19 protein-coding genes, 3 tRNA genes, 3 rRNA genes and 2 pseudogenes are annotated in these 21,084 nt (G+C 41.5%); 1 reads left to right on the top strand and 26 read right to left on the bottom strand.

Translation table 11 applies throughout. From position 1 onward, the window contains the following. Positions 1-99: 99 nt before the first annotated feature. From DYD17_RS02060 to DYD17_RS01985, 17 genes and pseudogenes are all read right to left on the bottom strand, one after another. Positions 100-816 (bottom strand): YebC/PmpR family DNA-binding transcriptional regulator, encoded by a 717-nt coding sequence (locus tag DYD17_RS02060; RefSeq protein WP_115252612.1) that lies wholly within the window; start codon positions 814-816, stop codon positions 100-102. A 168-nt stretch (positions 817-984) separates the two neighbouring features. Next, positions 985-1,842 carry a biotin synthase BioB gene (gene bioB, locus DYD17_RS02055; RefSeq protein ID WP_236593292.1) on the bottom strand — a complete coding sequence of 286 codons (858 nt, stop codon included), beginning with the start codon at positions 1,840-1,842 and terminating at the stop codon, positions 985-987. A gap of 289 nt (positions 1,843-2,131) precedes the next feature. Continuing rightward, on the bottom strand, positions 2,132-2,356 hold the full coding sequence (locus DYD17_RS11080; RefSeq protein ID WP_232009600.1) for a hypothetical protein: 225 nt from the start codon (positions 2,354-2,356) through the stop codon (positions 2,132-2,134). A 42-nt stretch (positions 2,357-2,398) separates the two neighbouring features. Further along, the gene (locus DYD17_RS02050) at positions 2,399-2,944 is read right to left on the bottom strand and encodes a hypothetical protein (protein WP_236593257.1); all 546 of its coding nucleotides are present in this window, start codon (positions 2,942-2,944) and stop codon (positions 2,399-2,401) included. A 378-nt stretch (positions 2,945-3,322) separates the two neighbouring features. Beyond that, a complete protein-coding gene (locus tag DYD17_RS02045) occupies positions 3,323-3,691 on the bottom strand; it encodes a hypothetical protein (RefSeq protein WP_115252611.1) in 369 nt (122 codons plus the stop codon). A gap of 114 nt (positions 3,692-3,805) precedes the next feature. Further along, positions 3,806-4,174 carry a pneumococcal-type histidine triad protein gene (locus DYD17_RS11075; RefSeq protein ID WP_236593297.1) on the bottom strand — a complete coding sequence of 123 codons (369 nt, stop codon included), beginning with the start codon at positions 4,172-4,174 and terminating at the stop codon, positions 3,806-3,808. A 29-nt stretch (positions 4,175-4,203) separates the two neighbouring features. Continuing rightward, positions 4,204-4,446: pseudogene (locus tag DYD17_RS11070) on the bottom strand (hypothetical protein); the annotation flags it as partial. Between the two features lie 612 nt (positions 4,447-5,058). Next, on the bottom strand, positions 5,059-5,772 hold the full coding sequence (locus tag DYD17_RS02030) for a MerR family transcriptional regulator (RefSeq protein WP_115252608.1): 714 nt from the start codon (positions 5,770-5,772) through the stop codon (positions 5,059-5,061). 102 nt (positions 5,773-5,874) lie between these two features. Next, positions 5,875-6,972, bottom strand: a complete 1,098-nt coding sequence (locus DYD17_RS02025) for a nucleotidyltransferase (protein ID WP_003049703.1) — start codon at positions 6,970-6,972, stop codon at positions 5,875-5,877. A gap of 74 nt (positions 6,973-7,046) precedes the next feature. Then, entirely contained in the window at positions 7,047-7,790 is a 744-nt protein-coding gene (locus DYD17_RS02020; protein ID WP_003049701.1) for a class I SAM-dependent DNA methyltransferase, read from the bottom strand. Positions 7,791-7,837: 47 nt separating this feature from the next. Next, the gene (gene rsfS, locus DYD17_RS02015; RefSeq protein WP_003049699.1) at positions 7,838-8,191 is read right to left on the bottom strand and encodes a ribosome silencing factor; all 354 of its coding nucleotides are present in this window, start codon (positions 8,189-8,191) and stop codon (positions 7,838-7,840) included. Between the two features lies 1 nt (position 8,192). Continuing rightward, on the bottom strand, positions 8,193-8,705 hold the full coding sequence (locus DYD17_RS02010) for a cysteine hydrolase family protein (RefSeq protein WP_003049697.1): 513 nt from the start codon (positions 8,703-8,705) through the stop codon (positions 8,193-8,195). Next, on the bottom strand, positions 8,706-9,299 hold the full coding sequence (gene yqeK / locus DYD17_RS02005; protein ID WP_003049694.1) for a bis(5'-nucleosyl)-tetraphosphatase (symmetrical) YqeK: 594 nt from the start codon (positions 9,297-9,299) through the stop codon (positions 8,706-8,708). Then, positions 9,296-9,928 carry a nicotinate-nucleotide adenylyltransferase gene (locus tag DYD17_RS02000; RefSeq protein WP_003049693.1) on the bottom strand — a complete coding sequence of 211 codons (633 nt, stop codon included), beginning with the start codon at positions 9,926-9,928 and terminating at the stop codon, positions 9,296-9,298. The genes yqeK and DYD17_RS02000 overlap by 4 nt, the downstream gene beginning before the upstream one ends. 68 nt (positions 9,929-9,996) lie before the next feature. Then, positions 9,997-10,305, bottom strand: coding sequence for a ribosome assembly RNA-binding protein YhbY (gene yhbY, locus DYD17_RS01995; RefSeq protein ID WP_002991094.1), 309 nt, complete (start codon positions 10,303-10,305; stop codon positions 9,997-9,999). Between the two features lie 28 nt (positions 10,306-10,333). Further along, the gene (gene yqeH, locus DYD17_RS01990) at positions 10,334-11,452 is read right to left on the bottom strand and encodes a ribosome biogenesis GTPase YqeH (protein ID WP_003049692.1); all 1,119 of its coding nucleotides are present in this window, start codon (positions 11,450-11,452) and stop codon (positions 10,334-10,336) included. Continuing rightward, a complete protein-coding gene (locus DYD17_RS01985) occupies positions 11,452-11,979 on the bottom strand; it encodes a YqeG family HAD IIIA-type phosphatase (RefSeq protein ID WP_003049691.1) in 528 nt (175 codons plus the stop codon). Before DYD17_RS01985 ends, yqeH begins: the two co-directional genes overlap by 1 nt. Positions 11,980-12,095: 116 nt before the next feature. Between DYD17_RS01985 and DYD17_RS01980 the strand changes: the two are divergent. Then, positions 12,096-12,844: pseudogene (locus tag DYD17_RS01980) on the top strand (IS30 family transposase); the annotation flags it as partial. A 145-nt stretch (positions 12,845-12,989) separates the two neighbouring features. Here the strand turns inward: DYD17_RS01980 and DYD17_RS01975 are convergent. The 9 genes from DYD17_RS01975 to DYD17_RS01935 all read right to left on the bottom strand — a co-directional run bounded on the left by DYD17_RS01975 (position 12,990) and on the right by DYD17_RS01935 (position 21,078). After that, positions 12,990-13,472: a sigma-70 family RNA polymerase sigma factor gene (locus tag DYD17_RS01975; protein ID WP_003049584.1), complete on the bottom strand. Its 483-nt coding sequence runs from the start codon at positions 13,470-13,472 to the stop codon at positions 12,990-12,992. Positions 13,473-13,564: 92 nt separating this feature from the next. After that, positions 13,565-13,638: transfer RNA gene (locus DYD17_RS01970), tRNA-Arg, on the bottom strand. 80 nt (positions 13,639-13,718) lie between these two features. Next, positions 13,719-13,792 (bottom strand) — tRNA-Asn (locus DYD17_RS01965). Between the two features lie 5 nt (positions 13,793-13,797). Then, positions 13,798-13,913 (bottom strand): 5S ribosomal RNA (gene rrf, locus DYD17_RS01960). A 93-nt stretch (positions 13,914-14,006) separates the two neighbouring features. Further along, positions 14,007-16,909: ribosomal RNA gene (locus DYD17_RS01955) — 23S ribosomal RNA — on the bottom strand. Between the two features lie 161 nt (positions 16,910-17,070). Beyond that, a tRNA-Ala gene (locus tag DYD17_RS01950) sits at positions 17,071-17,143 on the bottom strand. 53 nt (positions 17,144-17,196) lie between these two features. Next, positions 17,197-18,745: ribosomal RNA gene (locus tag DYD17_RS01945) — 16S ribosomal RNA — on the bottom strand. The 16S, 23S and 5S rRNA genes sit together here with 3 tRNA genes alongside, the layout of an rRNA operon. Before the next feature lie 346 nt (positions 18,746-19,091). After that, positions 19,092-20,015 carry an ATP-binding cassette domain-containing protein gene (locus DYD17_RS01940; RefSeq protein ID WP_003049689.1) on the bottom strand — a complete coding sequence of 308 codons (924 nt, stop codon included), beginning with the start codon at positions 20,013-20,015 and terminating at the stop codon, positions 19,092-19,094. After that, positions 20,008-21,078, bottom strand: coding sequence for an ABC transporter ATP-binding protein (locus DYD17_RS01935; protein ID WP_003049688.1), 1,071 nt, complete (start codon positions 21,076-21,078; stop codon positions 20,008-20,010). Before DYD17_RS01935 ends, DYD17_RS01940 begins: the two co-directional genes overlap by 8 nt. Positions 21,079-21,084 lie beyond the last annotated feature (6 nt).

Here is a 21,084-nt window from a genome sequence, read left to right as displayed (position 1 = left end):
ATAAAGCAAATAACCTAACATCTTTTTAGCAACAGTTTCTTAGATAACGTTTCAAAAAGAGCCGAAATCCATTTTCAGCTCTTCCTTTGCTTGTTTAGATTAAAAATCTGCAACGTTATGGTAAACTTTTTGAACATCATCGTCAGATTCCAAAGCGTCTACTAATTTTTCAAAAGTCGCAAAATCATCACCTTCAAGCGTTACTTCTGATTGAGGAATCATTTCAAGCTCTGTGACTTGGAATTCAGCAATACCTGATTCACGAAGAGCCAAGATAGCCTTATGAAGATCTGTTGGAGCAGTGTAAACAGTGATTGTTCCTTCTTCTGCCTCAACATCATCAACTTCAACATCTGCTTCTAGTAACAGTTCAAAGATACTGTCAGCATCGTCTCCTGCAAAAACGATAACCCCTTTTTTATCAAACATGTAAGATACTGAACCAGCAGCCCCCATGTTCCCTCCGTTTTTACCATAAGCTGTGCGGACATTGGCAGCCGTACGGTTAACATTTGACGTTAGGGTATCCACAATGATCATTGAACCATTTGGTCCAAAGCCTTCGTAGCGACCCTCAACGAAGGTTTCATCTGTATTACCTTTTGCTTTCTCAATAGCTTTATCGATAACGTGTTTTGGAACTTGTGCCTGTTTCGCACGATCAATAACAAATTTAAGGGCTGTGTTTAGCTCTGGATCTGGATCACCTTGTTTGGCAGCCACATAAATTTCCACACCAAACTTAGCATAAACTTTTGAAGTTGCTCCATCTTTAGCCGTTTTCTTAGCAACAATATTTGCCCACTTACGTCCCATTTTAGTCTCCTCTTAATAACAAATTTAATAGTCTTCTTTTCCAACCTACTCAGTCGAAAGGAATCTTAACTCTCTTATTATAGCACTTTCAAAAAAGATAGTAAATTAAGAATTCCAAGGCAGGCAATACACCGTAATAGGTTGTAACTAACAAGTCAATTGCTAGACCTAACAAACTCCCTCAACAGCTAAACCTAACTGATCAATCATCTTTTGATCGTCTGAAATGTCTGCTCCCTTTTCAGTCAGGTAATTCCCTAAAAAGATAGAATCTACAATTAACAAGGCCATTTGTTGGAGTTCCCCCAGATGGTATTCACGACCTGCACTAACTCGCAACTCTGTTTCAGGAAATAATAAGCGGAGCATGACTAGGATTTTTAGGCATTTTGTTGGTGTTAGTTGGTGATGCCCCTCTAATTTTGTCCCATCGATAGGCAGTAAAAAATTAACTGGAACAGAATAAGGTCCTAAAGCCTTTAGCTCAAAGGCCATATCTACCAATTGCTGGTCCGTTTCACCCATACCACAAATAAAACCTGAACAAGTGTCTACCCCTATTTCATTAAGCATTTCAAGGATATCCACGCGGTCTTGATAGGTATGTGTCGTGGTAATCTTATCATAATTCTCACGAGGGGTATTAATGTTATGGTTCAATCGGTCAACCCCAGCCTCTTTTAGGAGTTGAATCTGTTCTTTAGTCACCAGACCAATGGAGAGACAAATTTCCATGTCCATAGCGTGTTTGATTTCTTGAATCGCATCACATAAAAGGGCAATTTCTCTCGTTGTAGGTCGTGTACCACTCAAAGCAATGCAAAAAACGCTTGATTTATTTTTCTTAGCAATTAGGGCCTTACGAATAATCTCATCTTTTGGCAAAAGCCCATAGCGATTAACAGGTGCTTTACTCTTCTTTGATTGGGCACAATACCCACAATCTTCTGAACAAAGACCACTTTTGGCATTTAAAAACGTATTTAATCGAATACGGTTGCCTGACTTCTGCTGCTTTACTAAGATAGCTTGGGCGTAATATTGCCATCAATCTGCTCCACTTGTCAAAATAGCTAAAGCTGCTGTTTTATTCACTTTTAGTCTCCTTTTAATTGTTACCTATATTCATTATATAGGTTTACCTTTCAAAAAGAAAGAACTTTCAAGGAAAAACACAAAAGAAACCTCGCTCAGAACGATCAATGTTCTGGCAGAGTTTTCTTTTTAAGGATCTGTTAACATAACCATTTCTTAGGAATTAAGGTAATAAATCATCTCCGTCATCTTCAGATACAGGAGGTAATGATGCAAGTTCTCAAGATACTGGCTCGTCACCCCCTAAGTCCCATTTGTTAGGTTTTTCCCAATCAGTTAATGGACTAATAGGAGTCGCATTTTGAGGTTCTTTATCAGCCTTTTCTGGACTATTGGTTTCTGATTTTGGTCCTACTGGTTTTTCAGCCTCTGCTTCCTTCCTTGGTTTAGCACCATCTGCTTTTACTTGAGTATCTTTATCATCAGCTTCTATGAATCCATCCAACCAGTTGTCTTGAGACGTTTTTTGTCCTTATCAGACGTCTGTTCAACCACTATTTCCTTGTAAACAGCCAGGCTGAACCTTGTCAGAGCCTTTTTCAGGAATCACTGCTATATTTACCAAGGTTTTGGCAAATTCATTCCATGTTGTTCCTTGGCGCATTACAAACGCTAATTGACGACTCTCCTTAGGATGTGTCCGCAATGTTGCGTGTTCACCTGCATCGATTATAATGGTCATGTATTTTGACTCATCATAAGGATCTGTCACACTATTCGGGTACAAGTGTTTTGGATCATCAGCCTTAGTCGGATTCTTAGCATCACTTGGAACATACGCCCCAAGATTACGTTTTAGACCAAATTTAGCCAAGAAAATACTTGCCTCGACTTTATTATTGACAGCTTCTCCTTCTGGAGAAGCTACTGATCTTCCCCAATGAATAAATTCAATACTAACATTATTTGGAACAGGTGTCGGAAAAATGAAACCACTATCTAGAACACTCTTCCATGTTAAATCATTACCTACCCGGAAACTGAAGCCGGCAAGCGAGTTACCTTTATAGTTTAATTTCCCATAATTTAGCATTGTGAAATTCACCACGGAATACCCCCCAATATTCACGTCTAAATTTTTAGGATCTCTTGTAAAGAAAGCTTAGGTATTTTTATGCTTATCATGACGGAAGGCTGCTGTGAGAACCAAACCTTTGTCAAATTTACCATGTGTCGGCAACTGACTTGACCATTTTTAAAAGAAATACTGCTCCTTAGCCAGAGGAGTTAGCACTTCTATTTTCAAGTTGTTAATCGTTTGCTCTTTTTTGATGAGATAGGTGACAGCTTAGGTCTCTTGACTTCCAACACGAAGAGAGCCTGGTTGTTTGACGTAACCTTTCTGACCACCGCTATCTTGTGCTAAGAAACTGAAGGCGTAAAAAATTATTAATATCTAGAATTTACTCTTTTAATTCTGGATGAGTTTCTGAGAGTTTTTCTTATCTAATTCACGAGAACTATTGGTATTCGTGAAAATTGGTCCAATTACATCGTGTTTTTCCAATTCTGGTTTACCTGAAAGACTGTAATCAAAAAAATCATAAATCTTATCCCTGTTACCGAATGGCTTATAAGCATCAATGGGTTCCATATGACTGTGATCATCGTGCGGATAGGTAAAAATATTATTTTCCAAGTCAATCTTAATTAATGGCAACAATTCTTCTTTTGAACGCCCAGCATTGGTACGGATAACACGTTCTATTTTGTCTAAAATAATCCGTTGTAACTTTGTATCAAGGTCTTTAGCCTGATTGACAAAATCTTCACCTGTCATCACCTGTTCTTTTTCAGGTGTTTTAGGAGTTTCATAAGCTTCCCCATGATAATGTTTTTCAGCCTATTGACACTTGTCTTCTGGAATCAAATGCGCTCATTTACTGTCAACTAACTACGAATAAGGAACAAGATGAACATCCTCTTTATGACCATTATGAGTCACTAGCAGACCATCCTCTGTGTTTCCGATAATGTGCTTACCATCAAATAAGAAACCATCACTTGTTGCATAGTGAATTCCAGAAAATTCTTTCTTTCCTTCCGCATTAACCCTATAGGCCCCTAATTGATCCACATGGTTATGCTGAGAACCAGTATTATTATGATAGTTACCATTCTCAGAACCATTTGGTTGCTTGTTATCCTTATGATGAGCAGGAGAACTATTTGTTGGGGAGGCTTGTTGAGGCCCTTGCTGGACTGTTGGACGAACAGTCTCCACCCAAACCTTTTTTCCAGATATAGTGATAGTGATTTCCATGACGAACCATTAGCATCTTCTGACACAATATCATTAGGATTAAAGACATAACCATCTGAAGCATGTGCATTCCCGTGATGACCTGTTGTGCTTGCTTTTGATGTCGCCGCTGAGCTCGTTTCTTGGCGCAAAGTATCTTTATAGCCTTTAGGAATTGAATAATCCCACTTACTTCCTTTTAAATCAGAATAGAAGAAAAAATGGCTATAACCATCATGTTTCACGATAATTCCTGTTGCCGTTTTACTTTCAATCTGTGATTCATCTATCAATAAAAAACCATCGTCGGTTGGCTTATCGATCCCAGTAACACCGGCTTTTTTATCACTCTTCTTGCTCCTAAAAGCACTTGTTTTCTTAGTTTGTTATGAGTTTGATGCTTTTTAGGTTCTGCTATCTTATCCGTTTTAACCTGTGACTAACAAGCGGCCAAACTTAATTGGCAGGCCAAGACAAGTCCCATTAAACATAATAAATGTTCTTTGGTTTCATGGTTACTGTTTATACTCCTTTAAAAGATCATATTTAAACTATTAACTAGTTAATTTTTTATCGGTTAAGTATGCCGCTGATGTAAAAACTTTTCACTAGTTTATCAGGGAAATCTCAGGAATACCAAGTTTTTCTTTTTTCTCACCTTAATTCCTGTTAAATATAATAACAAACGATATCATCTTTCCTTTTTAGTTTCGATAACAATACTGCCCATTTACATTAGGGAGCTTCCTCAAGTTCGTAGAATTTCATAGAAATTCTTTTTCAATGATTAGTCCCATTATGGCTAAACAAAAAAACAAAGGAGTATTAAGATGTCTCCTTTGGTAATAATGATTCATAGCAAGATTGGTCATAGACCTTTTACCTAACAAATAAAGAACCAGTTTTTAGGATTGACAATAGTGACTAATGGCACGACTAACAAACGTAGCTGTCCCAATACCTGCCATCTGATCTATTGTCTCTTTGAAACGCTGATCACTAACGTACATAAGCCCTAGACTTTCTAATATCTCCATTTCACAAGGATAAAGATTCTGGCTAATATAGTCTTGTAATTTGGCTACCTGTTTTTGAGCGGCCTGACTAGATACAGCTTGATTCTTTATATCTCCAAAGCCCCTAAAGATTTCTCGCATGTCTTGCCATAATTGCTCTGGCCTCATAGCAGTTTTAGTGGCATAAGCCACATAAGCATCTGTTTTTCCCCAACGTTCCTTCACCTCTTCTTCAAAGACTTGAATATGAGAATGGTCGTAAGCCTTAAATCCCATTTGTTTTCCTCCTTCTTGTAAAGCCCTAGCATGCTGGATAAGTTCTTGCAAATGCTGTTGACGCATTTCCAGTAATCTAATCTGATCAGCAAGAGTTGCCCCTTGAACATAAGCAGGACTATCCAGTAATGTTTTTATGGTCTTCAAAGGAAAGTCCAATTCGCGAAACAGTAGAATATCTTGAAGCTGTACTAGCGCATAATCATCATAAAAGCGATAGCCATTATCCCCAACTAAGGTTGGTTTTAACAAATCAATCTCATCATAATAATGCAAGGTACGCACACTCAGCCCAACTAACTGACTAACTTCTTTTACCGTCTTCAAACCACTTCCTCCTCAGCAAGGTGATACTAAGTTACTAGTATTCTCAGTCTCACCTTAACAAACAGTATAAGCTATGACCTAACGTGAGGGTCAAGAATGATTTTATTTTTCTGTTCGCATTATTGGCCAGCGTCCCCAAGTTTGTTCTGCCATAGTTGGATTGCCTAACTGGTAAATCGCATCCGCTTGTTGGGTTAAAGCATCCCAAGGCTCTGATCCAATCCGAGAAACGATAGAGACACGTTGTTTGAGTGACTTCAGATAGACACGCCCCTTATCAGAGAATCCCAAAACATGTACTGCTTCAGGTAGTGAAGTTTCCATGGCATTGACCAAAATATAAGTCAGCACGCGCCGTACACGCGCTTTTGTATAACGTTTGGTCGCTACTTGATTAATCAGTTCGTCTATTGTCTTTACAGTCCGAATTGCTGCGCTGATTCTATTTGCCAACTCTTCATTAACCTGAACAATTTGTGTTAAGTCCGCATGAGTAAGAATTTGATAAGTCAACAATTGGAAATAGTTATCCCAAGAAACCTGTGGAGAAGTTAATAATAAGCTAGCGTCAGGAACAGACTTATCCACAAATGCTTTGTCCGAAAGGTGTTTACGAATAGCTGTAGCAGAAGCAAACTGATGTGACTTATTTTTCGAATGATAACCCGCACCTTGACGCTTAATTGGAGTCAGAGCAATGCCTTTACCTGCACAAGCCTTCGTATAAGCCAGGCCTAAAATATGATTAGGTTTGTCACCCGTAAACGACACGTCTGCAAATGCCTGCCACATGTGTTGTGTTTTTTGTGGATAAGACAGATACTCGGGTAAGTCAGCCACATAGGCTGCCATCTGCTCTGCTTTTTCCTCATAAATAGTCGCCAAGCTTTGATAATCTAAATAGTCTTCTGTACCAAACATTAACTGATCAATGCCTAGTTTTTCCAAAATAGCCACAGCCCCTTGAGCAAAATAATCGGCAGATTGCACAGAAACCAGAAAAGGGAGCTCAACCACTAGGTCAGCTCCATTTGCTAATGCCATTTGAGCTCTTGTCCACTTATCCACAAGTGCTGGCTCTCCCCGTTGCATAAAATTACCAGACATGGCAACAAGCGTTAAGCCTTGCGCTTGCTCCAAGAGGTATTTGTGCCCATTATGAAAAGGATTAAATTCCGCAATAATACCTGTAACCGTCATAAGATCCTCATCTTCTTGATTATTTACCGATTTAAAAGCATGTCAATGACCAGTCTAAGAAAATAGATCTATCTTCACTTTTGCGCCACAAAAAACCAACGCTTGCTAGTCTCAGTCGGCTCCTTATCCTCAAAATCCGCATAGACCTTAAATAACTTGAAACCAGCTTGCTCCAACAAAATATCATAGGTCAACAACTCATACGTTCGCTCCTCATGGACTTCGTCAAAGCGAGAAAAACGCCCATCTTCATCTTGAAGAAAGAATGTCAATTCATGAACAACAGAATGAGGTGCTTCATCAGCATACGTATCCCAAACCATTGCAAAATCATCTGCGTTCTCATGATAGGAGTAACCTGGGAAAAGTTCATCTGTTTGATAGGTTGAATGCACATCAAAAATAAAGATGCCATCATCCGCTAAAACATCATAGACTTCTTTAAAAACATCACCTACCTCAGGCTCATCTTGCATATAACAAATGGAATCCGAATAGCAAGTGACAAAATCAAACTGCCCCACCTGTGACAAATCCAGCATATTACCTTGAATAAAATCAATTTTCTTTTTAGCAGACTGAGCCCGTTTTTCAGCAATAGTCAACATGTCTTGACTCAAATCTAAGCCAGTCACATCAAAACCTGCTTGAGCAAAACGAACTGACTGAATACCAGTTCCACAGGCCAATTCTAACAAACGATTTCGGCCCTTAGACTTTGGTAAATGTCGAAGTGAAAAATCTGTCCACAAGTCATATAGAGAATCGTCCATCACGGCATCATAAACTGATGCAAATTTTTCATAATTATGTTCCATTATCATCCTCAAAAACCCTGTCGTATTGACAAGGTCTCTTTGTAACATTAAGCTAAATAGGCATCTAGAGCCACAGCAGGCGCTTCATGCCACAATTTTTCAAGATTATAGTGATAACGCTCATCTTCAGAAAAAATATGCACCACCACATCGGTCAAATCAAGCAAGACCCAGCCTGCTTGACTATCACCTTCAATATGGCTAGCATCTCCACCAGCCTCTTTTACCTTTTCCCGAATATTATCCGCAATAGCCTCTAATTGACGACTATTTGTTGCACTCGCAATCACAAAATAATCAGTCAAACTGGTTAAACCTTCTAAATCGAGGGCTAACATATCTTCAGCCCGCTTTTCATCTGCAGCCTTAACCACAATCTCTAATAATTCTTCTTTTTTCATTTTATTCCTCATTTAAAATCACATCTAAAGGCTCTACTCGAGCAAAATTACCATCCCACAAACTCTCATGGTAGTCAATCAGGAGTGAAGCCTGAATGTCCTCATCGTCAAAAGTTGTTGAACCATGTTCTATCACTGACACCTCATAGCCCAGTTCAAAAGCAACCCTCACTGTCGTATCCATACAATAGTTAGTGAGCATTCCTATCATTACCAAGTTATCAATGCCTTTTTGGTTTAAATAAGCTGCTAGTCCCGTAGCTTTAAAGGCTGAGTTATAAAACTTATCAACTATCTTTTCTGAGGATTGGGGGGTTAAAGATTCATGGATTTCCCAACCGCCACTGCCAAAAACTAAATCATCATCCTGATGGCGCACATAAATCACTTCCATACCTTGACTACGTGCCTTTTGGATAGCTCTCTGCCAAGTTTTCGAACAAGCATCAATGGCGTATGGTTTTGCCTCTACCAAAGCCTTTTGACAGTCAATAACTAACAATGCCTTTTTCAATTACTTCTCCTTTAAATAACTGCAAAACGCATTATATGTATCTAAGGTCTGTGGGAAAATAGGCTGCGCTTTTGAGGCTAAATAAGCGACAGTGTTCACTGTTTCATAGGCAACAGCCTTATCCAAATCAAGCTGCGCGATTTTTCTAGCGTCATCAACCAAAGGAAAAATGCGACCTTCTTCAATATAATCAGCAACGTATAAGACCTTATCCAGCAAGGTCATCTCAGCAGCACCAACGGTGTGAATTTCAATAGCTCGCAAAATATCTTTATCTTGCAACCCTAGGTCTTCTTGAATCTTATAAATACCAACCATACCATGCCAGACATTATTATTCCATTTAGCTAATTCTGGAGATAATTGGTACTTGTCAATCAAGTCTAAAAATACCTGATCAGGACATTCCTTAGCATAATCGTGCAAAAGAGCTGCTAAGCTTGCTTTGTTAGGATCACAACCATACCGCTCTGCCAAACTCAAGGCAGCTTTTTCCACGCCAAGTACATGTTTAAAACGTTTAGGTCTCATCTGTTCTGCAATTTTTGCTAACAGTTCAGTCCTGCTATAAGGAAGATAATCTTCATATGTCATTGATATAAACCTTCTTGAGTAATGTAATCTAAAACCCGATTAGGTAAGAGATAATTGGGTTGGCGACCTTTTTTAATAAAATCCCTAATCATACTAGAAGAAATATCCATCAAAGGAAGATCTACCCAAATCACTGGGTAAGAGGTTCCAGCTTTATATTTTGGACGTTGAACCCCAACAAATTGAACGAGTTTGACCAATTCATCAATACGGTGCCACTTTGGCAAATAATCAACCATATCAGCTCCGATGATAAAATAATAATCAACATCAGGATGCTGCTCAGTCAAATAAAGCATCGTATCATAGGTATAGCTGATTCCCTGACGTTCAAGTTCACAGGTTTCAATAGCTAGCCCTTCAACATCTTCAATAGCCAATTCCAACATTCGAAGACGGTGCTTCTCATCAATAGTCTCTTTGGCATCCACATGCGGTGGTTTAAATTCAGGCATCAATAGCACCTGATCTAATCCTAATTGCTGGCGAACTTGATCTGCAACCACAAGGTGTGCATTATGAATAGGATTAAAATTCCCTCCTAAAATCCCAATCTGTTTGCGGTTACTTTGTTTTGTTTCTTCCTCTAATTCCACCTTCGTAAAAGGTGTCAACAATTCTAATGCCATATTTTCTCCAAAATTCTCGCGACAATAGTCCTCGTCTCACAAGACCAGCCCTTATATAAATAAAAGGACTAGATTGCTTTAACTTTAGGGGACAACTTGCGGTTTTCTTTCTTAGCAGAAACCTTATAGAGAATCAAGATACGACCAATTTTCAAAACCGTATCACACCCAATTTCTTCTTCTAAAATCTCTGCGACTTCATGAATATCTTCATCAGTATTTTGCAACAAAGTGACCTTTATCAATTCTCTAGCATCCAAAGCTTGACGAATACTAGTCTTAATGTGGTCATTTAATCCATTTTTACCAATTTGTACAATCGGTTTTAAGCTATGAGCTTCAGATTTTAAGAAAGCTCTTTGTTTACTTGTAAGCATTTTTTCCAACTTCTTTTTTTATTTATTTTTAAATAATTGCTTTACGAACAATGACAGCGACACCTTCAGGAGCCCATGCAGCAACTATTGCTTTTGAGTCTTTTTGACCATTAACACGAATCCATCCTAGACCAGAAAAAACAATATCCATTTTCTGATCAATTGTAAATTCATGACGAACTAATTTAGGAAGTGCTGTCAACTCTTTCTTACCTGGCGGAGTTAACAAAGTTCCAACATGCTTATCATAAAAAGCATCTGCTCCAGCTAATTTTGTACGATGTAATTCTAATTGATTGTCAAAAAAAGCCGTAAACCCTTGACGCTCACCATTGATAAAGTCAAAGCGAGCCAAACCACCTAAAAAGAGAGTTTGTTCTGGGTTTAATTGATACGTCTTAGGCTTGATTTCCTTCTTAGGACTCACTATTTTTAGCTCTTTAGGGGATAAATAATGAGCCATTTGATGGCGATGAATAATACCTGGCGTATCAAATATGAAGCTACCGTCATCCAGTGGGATTTCAATTTTATCAAGGGTCGTTCCAGGGAAGCGGGACGTCGTAATCACATCTTTATCCCCTGTAATTTCTTGAATAATGGCATTAATTAAGGTCGATTTACCAACATTAGTGACCCCCACAACATAAACATCTCGACCATTACGTAACTCATTGATACGCTCAATCAAGTCTTTAATCGCATATTTATTTTGAGCACTCGTTAACATAACGTCTAAAGGGCGAAGACCTTCTTCGTGCGCACGTTCGGTCAACCATTGAGTAACTTTACCATTCTTAACAGACTTTGGCAAAATATCTTTTTTATTCCCAACTAGTAAGACATCATTACCAGAAATAAAGCGAGACAAACCAGGGATAATAGAACCATTAAAGTCAAAAATATCAATCACATTAACCACAAGAGCATCACTATTACCCACTTCGTGAAGAAGTCTTAAGAATTCATCATCGGTAATATGAACATCCGTAATCTCGTTATAATGCCGCAATCTAAAGCAGCGCTGGCAATAGAGTTCTCCTGTTCCCATACCCTTTTTCAAAGCAGCAGCTGGCGTAAAACCAGCTTTTTCTTTATCCTTAGTTTGAATCTGGATACCACAGCCTATACAAAATAATTCTTCCATTAAATTCCTTTTTGATATGATAATTTACCATATTTTTCTTCTAACTTCGCTAAAACACGACGTTCTCGCCAGCGATTAATCTTTGTATTCCAAGCATCGGACTGAACAAGAGGCTTCACCAATACTGATTTAATACCTGCTCTATGACTAGCTCGGATATCAGTCATCAACTGATCACCAACCATGATTACTTCTTCACGATTAAAACCATAACGCTCAATCGCCTTATCAATGCCATAAGCAAATGGCTTCATCGCACGACTGATAAAATCAACACCAAATCGCGAAACGGCACGCTCAACTCGGGTATGATTATTATTTGACACCACTACAACACTAATGTCAGCAATTGTCATCTCATCCAGCCAGGCACGAACCTCTGGCGTGCCATCCGGATTATTCCAAGCAATCAAAGTATTATCCAAATCCACTAAAACAGCTGAAATTCCCTGACGCAACAAATCATTTGCCCTTAAATCATAAACAGCCTCTACCGTATAGGTCGGCCTATAATCATCGATACTCATGTCATCTCCAAAATAATTAGTACTTTCTATTTTACCATATTTCAATTCAAATAGCATTCAAAATCGCACTAAAATCATACGAACTAACTCAAGCTCTCAAAAGCTGAAAGTTCTAAAATGAAGTTAAATGTGGACAAGTGAGACAACAAGTGCGTAAAGGGACATTTGAAGTACTCTACTCAGCTGATTTCGCTCAAGAAGCTTATCAAAACAATCGCAAACGTTCTGTTAAACAGGTCTCCCTAACCAAGGGACTCAAAGAAAAGATAATTCACTACATCATACACAGATACTCTCCTGAAATGATGGTCAAAACAAAAGGGATTAAGGTACCTATTTCAACCATCTATTACTGGATTCTTCACGGGAAATTAAGCCTTGGTAAGGAGGCTATGCTTTATCCGAGAAAGGCTAAGCAGGCTAGAAAACAAGCCAGTCCTTATTTTAAACACGCAGGAAAAAGTATTGAACAACGCCCATATAGCATTAACCAGCGTCTTGAAGCTCGGCATTATGAAATTGATACAGTCATTCTGACAAGGGCTAAAAGCTATTCTTAAAGAGTATCAGATTAACTCTATCAAAGCAGACAACGGGAATGAATTCAGTCCATTAGCTGAAGTTTTTAATCCCGAGCACATTTACTATGCTTATCCTTATGCATAGAGGGAACGTGGGACTAATGAAAATCATAACAGACTGATACCTCGTTGGTGGTCTAAGGGAAGTAAAAATGCGACCCAGCAACAAGTCGCATGCATTGAAAATTGGATAAATAACTATCCAAAGAAAATACTAGGTTACAAATCACCCAGAGAATTTGGCCAAAGTAGCTAACTTGGACTTGAAATTTGCTAAGCTCTGAAAAACTATCAACTAATCCAAAAATTCTTTCAGCAACTTCCTCACTTCCTCATTTCTCTAAAAGTTTGAGACTATCACCCCCACTCAACATCCAGAGAAAAAGGCCAGAGACGTCCCCTCTAGCCACAACCAATCTAACCAAAACCTCACCCTTGGTCAAACCCACTAAAGTAAGGACGAACCTTCCTAAGTAAAGCCTGACGCCCCTTAAACCGTTCCCCTCTCACCAAAGCCTGAAACTGCTTCCGATCCGCTTCACTTAAGGCCTCCTCCACCTGAACCAAAACCTCCCGATAAGCCACATAATCATCCAACCATAACCCACCAGCTGGAATCGCATGCGCCACATCCCCTATCTCCTCATAAGCCATCTTATCAAACTGGCGTTTCTGACTTTCTTGCCGACGCAAGACATCTTTCAAATACGACGAAAACTTGGTTTTAAAATACCGATACAAGCGAGCCTCATCTCCTACTAATTCTGGGTGACGTTCCAACAACCTCACTAAAACCAAATGCCCCTCTTGTAACCAGTCATCCGTCTCCCACAACTGTAGGTAATAATGACGCTTCAGCTTTAAAATAATAGGTTTGACCTTCTCAAAAACCTCCCTTGTCTCTAACGACATCATGATTCTCCTTTTCTTTTAAACTATCCCTAGTATAAAGAGAACCACAAAAAAACAACAGGACATTTTTGTCCTGTTGTTTTTTCTCATCATGCACCCTAGAGGAGTCGAACCTCTAACCGCCTGATTCGTAGTCAGGTACTCTATCCAGTTGAGCTAAGGGTGCCAAACTCATACCTTATCTCTATCTTACCACACTCTTCTCTAAAATGCAAAAAAAGATAGGACTCTTCCTACCTCTATCTACTCCGCCAGTAGGACTCGAACCTACGACATCATGATTAACAGTCATGCGCTACTACCAACTGAGCTATGGCGGATAAACGCTAAGCGACTACCGTATCTAACAGGGGGCAACCCCCAACTACTTCAGGCGTTCTAGGGCTTAACTACTGTGTTCGGCATGGGTACAGGTGTATCTCCTAGGCTATCGTCACTTAACTTTTGAACCTCCTTATTCGCATAAGGACTGTCCACTCAAAATTGAATACCTATATTCTAACAAGAACCTTCTACGCTTGTCAATCTCTTTCTTCGGATAAGTCCTCGAGCTATTAGTATTAGTCCGCTTCATGTATCACTACACTTCCACTTCTAACCTATCTACCTGATCATCTCTCAGGGCTCTTACTGATATAAAATCATGGGAAATCTCATCTTGAGGGGGGCTTCGCACTTAGATGCTTTCAGCGCTTATCCCTTCCCTACATAGCTACCCAGCGATGCCTTTGGCAAGACAACTGGTACACCAGCGGTAAGTCCACTCTGGTCCTCTCGTACTAGGAGCAGATCCTCTCAAATTTCCTACGCCCGCGACGGATAGGGACCGAACTGTCTCACGACGTTCTGAACCCAGCTCGCGTGCCGCTTTAATGGGCGAACAGCCCAACCCTTGGGACCGACTACAGCCCCAGGATGCGACGAGCCGACATCGAGGTGCCAAACCTCCCCGTCGATGTGAACTCTTGGGGGAGATAAGCCTGTTATCCCCAGGGTAGCTTTTATCCGTTGAGCGATGGCCCTTCCATACGGAACCACCGGATCACTAAGCCCGACTTTCGTCCCTGCTCGAGTTGTAGCTCTCGCAGTCAAGCTCCCTTATACCTTTACACTCTGCGATTGATTTCCAACCAATCTGAGGGAACCTTTGGGCGCCTCCGTTACCTTTTAGGAGGCGACCGCCCCAGTCAAACTGCCCGTCAGACACTGTCTCCGATAGGGATAACCTATCTGGGTTAGAGTAGCCATAACACAAGGGTAGTATCCCAACAACGCCTCCGTCGAAACTGGCGTCCCGACTTCAATGGCTCCTACCTATCCTGTACATGTGGTACAGATACTCAATATCAAACTGCAGTAAAGCTCCATGGGGTCTTTCCGTCCTGTCGCGGGTAACCTGCATCTTCACAGGTACTAAAATTTCACCGAGTCTCTCGTTGAGACAGTGCCCAAATCATTACGCCTTTCGTGCGGGTCGGAACTTACCCGACAAGGAATTTCGCTACCTTAGGACCGTTATAGTTACGGCCGCCGTTTACTGGGGCTTCAATTCAGATCTTCGCTTACGCTAAACCCTCCTCTTAACCTTCCAGCACCGGGCAGGCGTCACCCCCTATACATCATCTTACGATTTAGCAGAGAGCTGTGTTTTTGATAAACAGTTGCTTGGGCCTATTCACTGCGGCTGACCTAAGTCAGCACCCCTTCTCCCGAAGTTACGGGGTCATTTTGCCGAGTTCCTTAACGAGAGTTCTCTCGATCACCTGAGGCTACTCGCCTCGACTACCTGTGTCGGTTTGCGGTACGGGTAGAGTATAATTAAACGCTAGAAGCTTTTCTTGGCAGTGTGACGTCACTAACTTCGCTACTTAACTTCGCTCCCCATCACAGCTCAATGTTATAAAGATAAGCATTTGACTCATCTTACACCTCACTGCTTAGACAGGCTCTTCCAATCGCCTGCTTTAGTTAGCCTACTGCGTCCCTCCATCACTTTATACTCTAGTACAGGAATATCAACCTGTTGGCCATCGGATACACCTTTCGGTCTCTCCTTAGATCCCGACTAACCCAGGGCGGACGAGCCTTCCCCTGGAAACCTTAGTCTTACGGTGGACAGGATTCTCACCTGTCTTTCGCTACTCATACCGGCATTCTCACTTCTATGCGTTCCAGCGCTCCTCACGGTACACCTTCTTCACACATAGAACGCTCTCCTACCATGACACTAATGTGTCATCCACAGCTTCGGTAATATGTTTTAGCCCCGGTACATTTTCGGCGCAGGGTCACTCGACTAGTGAGCTATTACGCACTCTTTGAATGAATAGCTGCTTCTAAGCTAACATCCTAGTTGTCTGTGCAACCCCACATCCTTTTCCACTTAACATATATTTTGGGACCTTAGCTGGTGGTCTGGGCTGTTTCCCTTTCGACTACGGATCTTAGCACTCGCAGTCTGACTGCCGATTATATCTCGTTGGCATTCGGAGTTTATCTGAGATTGGTAATCCGAGATGGACCCCTCACCCAAACAGTGCTCTACCTCCAAGAGACTTAACATCGACGCTAGCCCTAAAGCTATTTCGGAGAGAACCAGCTATCTCCAAGTTCGTTTGGAATTTCTCCGCTACCCACAAGTCATCCAAGCACTTTTCAACGTGCCCTGGTTCGGTCCTCCAGTGCGTCTTACCGCACCTTCAACCTGCTCATGGGTAGGTCACATGGTTTCGGGTCTACAACATGATACTAAAACGCCCTATTAAGACTCGGTTTCCCTGCGGCTCCGTCTCTTCAACTTAACCTCGCATCATATCGTAACTCGCCGGTTCATTCTACAAAAGGCACGCTCTCACCCATTAACGGGCTCGAACTTGTTGTAGGCACACGGTTTCAGGTTCTATTTCACTCCCCTCCCGGGGTGCTTTTCACCTTTCCCTCACGGTACTGGTTCACTATCGGTCACTAGAGAGTATTTAGGGTTGGGAGATGGTCCTCCCAGATTCCGACGAGATTTCGCGTGTCTCGCCGTACTCAGGATACTGCTAGGGCTCAAAAGAATTTTAAATACGAGGCTATTACTCTCTTTGGCTTACCTTCCCAGGTAATTCTTCTATCCTTTTAAAGTCCCATGTCGCAGTCCTACAACCCCGAGAAGTAAACTTCTCGGTTTGCCCTCCTGCCGTTTCGCTCGCCGCTACTAAGGCAATCGCGTTTGCTTTCTCTTCCTGCAGCTACTTAGATGTTTCAGTTCACTGCGTCTTCCTTCTCATAACCTTAACAGTTATGGATACTAGCCAGTAGCTAGTGGGTTCCCCCATTCGGACATCTCTGGATCAGCGCTTACTTACAGCTCCCCAAAGCATTTCGTCGTTAGTCACGTCCTTCTTCGGCTTCTAGTGCCAAGGCATCCACCGTGCGCCCTTATTAACTTAACCTTATCTTTTACTAGTATATCTTAACTAGAAAAACTCTTGATTATTCACAGCGTTTTCGGTTTATTTTCTTGTTACTATTCGTACAATCAATTTCTTGATCGTGGAATTTGATATAGATATTCAATTTTCAATGGACAGTTTTTAGGATATCTCTATCCTAATGGAGCCTAGCGGGATCGAACCGCTGACCTCCTGCGTGCAAAGCAGGCGCTCTCCCAGCTGAGCTAAGGCCCCACAAGACCTCTCAAAACTAAATAAGACGACCCTAACGTGTTCCATTTCCTTAGAAAGGAGGTGATCCAGCCGCACCTTCCGATACGGCTACCTTGTTACGACTTCACCCCAATCATCTATCCCACCTTAGGCGGCTGGCTCCTAATAGGTTACCTCACCGACTTCGGGTGTTACAAACTCTCGTGGTGTGACGGGCGGTGTGTACAAGGCCCGGGAACGTATTCACCGCGGCGTGCTGATCCGCGATTACTAGCGATTCCGACTTCATGTAGGCGAGTTGCAGCCTACAATCCGAACTGAGATTGGCTTTAAGAGATTAGCTTGCCGTCACCGGCTTGCGACTCGTTGTACCAACCATTGTAGCACGTGTGTAGCCCAGGTCATAAGGGGCATGATGATTTGACGTCATCCCCACCTTCCTCCGGTTTATTACCGGCAGTCTCGCTAGAGTGCCCAACTTAATGATGGCAACTAACAATAGGGGTTGCGCTCGTTGCGGGACTTAACCCAACATCTCACGACACGAGCTGACGACAACCATGCACCACCTGTCACTCCTGCCCCGAAGGGAAAGTCTATCTCTAGACCGGTCAGGAGGATGTCAAGACCTGGTAAGGTTCTTCGCGTTGCTTCGAATTAAACCACATGCTCCACCGCTTGTGCGGGCCCCCGTCAATTCCTTTGAGTTTCAACCTTGCGGTCGTACTCCCCAGGCGGAGTGCTTAATGCGTTAGCTCCGGCACTAAGCCCCGGAAAGGGCCTAACACCTAGCACTCATCGTTTACGGCGTGGACTACCAGGGTATCTAATCCTGTTTGCTCCCCACGCTTTCGAGCCTCAGCGTCAGTTACAGACCAGAGAGCCGCTTTCGCCACCGGTGTTCCTCCATATATCTACGCATTTCACCGCTACACATGGAATTCCACTCTCCCCTTCTGCACTCAAGTTCTCCAGTTTCCAAAGCGTACAGTGGTTGAGCCACTGCCTTTAACTTCAGACTTAAAGAACCGCCTGCGCTCGCTTTACGCCCAATAAATCCGGACAACGCTCGGGACCTACGTATTACCGCGGCTGCTGGCACGTAGTTAGCCGTCCCTTTCTGGTTAGTTACCGTCACATGGTGGATTTTCCACTCCCACCATCATTCTTCTCTAACAACAGAGCTTTACGATCCGAAAACCTTCTTCACTCACGCGGCGTTGCTCGGTCAGACTTCCGTCCATTGCCGAAGATTCCCTACTGCTGCCTCCCGTAGGAGTCTGGGCCGTGTCTCAGTCCCAGTGTGGCCGTTCACCCTCTCAGGTCGGCTATGTATCGTCGCCTTGGTGAGCCGTTACCTCACCAACTAGCTAATACAACGCAGGTCCATCTCATAGTGATGCAGTTGCACCTTTTAAATGAAAGACATGGGTCCTCCATTGTCATGCGGTATTAGCTATCGTTTCCAATAGTTATCCCCCGCTATGAGGTAGGTTACCTACGCGTTACTCACCCGTTCGCAACTCCTTGAACCGGTGCAAGCACCAGTCCTCAGCGTTCTACTTGCATGTATTAGGCACGCCGCCAGCGTTCGTCCTGAGCCAGGATCAAACTCTCATTAAGATGTGTTTGAACTTACTCGTTCTTTCTGTCGCTGACAGATTTATTTCTCGTTTCTTTGACGGGTAATATGTCTCCATATCACCCTCACATTTGGTTCGTCTTATTCAGTTCTCAAAGGTCTTGTCCTCTTTCGAGACAACTATTTTATTCTATCAACTTTTACTAACTTTGTCAACAGCTTTTTTACTCTTTTTTCCGAATAATTTCAGTCGCCAACGCCTGATCAGCTGACAGCTTTATTAGTATACGATATTTAACCCCTTGATGTCAACAGCTTTTTCGCAGTTTTATCAAAGTTTTTCCCGATGAGCTTGAATAAAAAGAAAAAAAGAGGAAATTCCTCTTTCTATTGTTCTGCTTTATACTTTTCAACTTCTGCTTGGTTAGCCCACACAAAGTGATTTGGCTTAATTTCAACCATCGTTGGTTTATCTTCTGTATAGTCATGTTGCTCTGGATTATAGACAATAAGCTCTTTTTGACGTTCCAATATTGGATCTGGAATAGGAACAGCTGATAAAAGAGATTTTGTGTAAGGGTGGATGGGATTATTAAATAATTCTTCTGTTTCGGCAACCTCCACAATAACTCCTTTATGGATAACCGCAATACGATCTGAAATGAAGCGAACAACTGATAGGTCGTGGGCAATGAAAAGGTAAGTGAGTCCTTTTTCTGCTTGCATTCTTTTAAGAAGATTCAAGACCTGTGCTCGAACAGAAACATCTAGAGCGGATATAGGCTCATCAGCAATGACAAATTCGGGATTCATCACCAGGGCTCTCGCGATACCAATCCGCTGACGTTGGCCTCCTGAAAATTCGTGAGGATAGCGGGTCAAATGTTCTGATAACAAACCAACTTCGGCCATCATGTTCTTAATTTTTTCTTTACGTTCTTCTTCTGTTTTGAACAGATTAAAATTATAAAGACCTTCTGAAATGATATAGTCAACAGTTGCACGCTCATTCAAACTAGCTGCAGGATCTTGGAAAATCATCTGAATCTTACGAATGAGCTCATTTGATTCTGATTTTGACTTTTTTCGATTGATAACTTTTCCATCATAAAGGATGTCACCAGAACTGGTATCATTCAAACCAATAATAGCACGACCAATTGTTGTTTTACCACTTCCAGATTCTCCAACTAAAGAGAAGGTTTCACCTTTTTTGATAAAGAAATTGGCATTTTTAACCGCAACAAATTTTTTCTTTCCCTCTCCGAAGGAAATTTCTAGGTCTTTAACTTCGACTAATTTCTCAGACATTTCCTTCCTCCTGTCGTGACATTTTTTTCAAGATTTTTTGATGTAAATCTTGAATAACTGATGGTTTCTGAACTTTTGGCGCTTCTGGGTGCAAAAGCCATGTTTTTGCCCAATGAGTATCAGATACACTAATAGCAGGTGGTGTCTCTTCAAAATCCAAAACCATCGCATATTCTGAGCGAAGCGCAAACGCATCTCCAACGATTGGCGAATAAAGTGACGGTGGTGTCCCTGGAATTGAATAAAGTTCTCCTGACTCATTGGCTAATTGCGGTAAACTTGACAATAAACTCCATGTGTAAGGATGACGTGGATCATAGAAAATTTCTTCAACAGTTCCAAACTCAACAATTTCACCAGCATACATGACAGCAACCTTATCAGCAATACTTGCCACAACACCTAAATCATGAGTGATAAAAATAATCGTAAAATGGTACTCTTTTTGGAGTGATTTCAACAATTCAATAATTTGGGCTTGTATTGTAACGTCGAGAGCTGTTGTTGGCTCATCACAAATCAGGATATCTGGGCGACAAGCTAACGCAATGGCAATAACAATACGTTGGCGCATACCACCTGAATATTCAAATGGATAGTCGTCAAAACGCTTTGTCGCATTTGGAATACCAACTTTATTCATATAATCAAGCGCCAATTCTTTGGCTTTAGAATGGCTAACTTTTTGATGTTTGATAATGACCTCTGTGATCTGGCTACCAATGGTTTTGATAGGACTAAGACTGGTCATCGGGTCTTGGAAAATAGTAGCAATTTTTGAACCACGAATCTTAGCCCATTCCTTATTCGTTTTTAGTTCTGTTAATTCTTGACCACGGTAGACAATTGAGCCGTTAGCAATACGTCCATTAGACTCCAACATCCCTGTAAAGGTCTTGGTTAAAACAGATTTACCTGAACCTGATTCTCCTACAAAAGCAAGGACTTCTCCTTCAATAAGCTCTAAAGAAACGTTCCGAATAGCCGTTAAAACACGGTCGCGCACGTCGAATTCCACCACCACATCTTTGGCAGTTAAGATTACATTATTTTCTTTTGTCATTTTAAC

It is taken from the genome of Streptococcus dysgalactiae subsp. dysgalactiae (assembly GCF_900459225.1).
Taxonomy (GTDB): Bacteria; Bacillota; Bacilli; order Lactobacillales; family Streptococcaceae; genus Streptococcus; species Streptococcus dysgalactiae.
The sequence above is the reverse complement of the archived record's forward strand: the minus strand, read 5'-3'. Positions and strand labels throughout refer to the sequence as shown.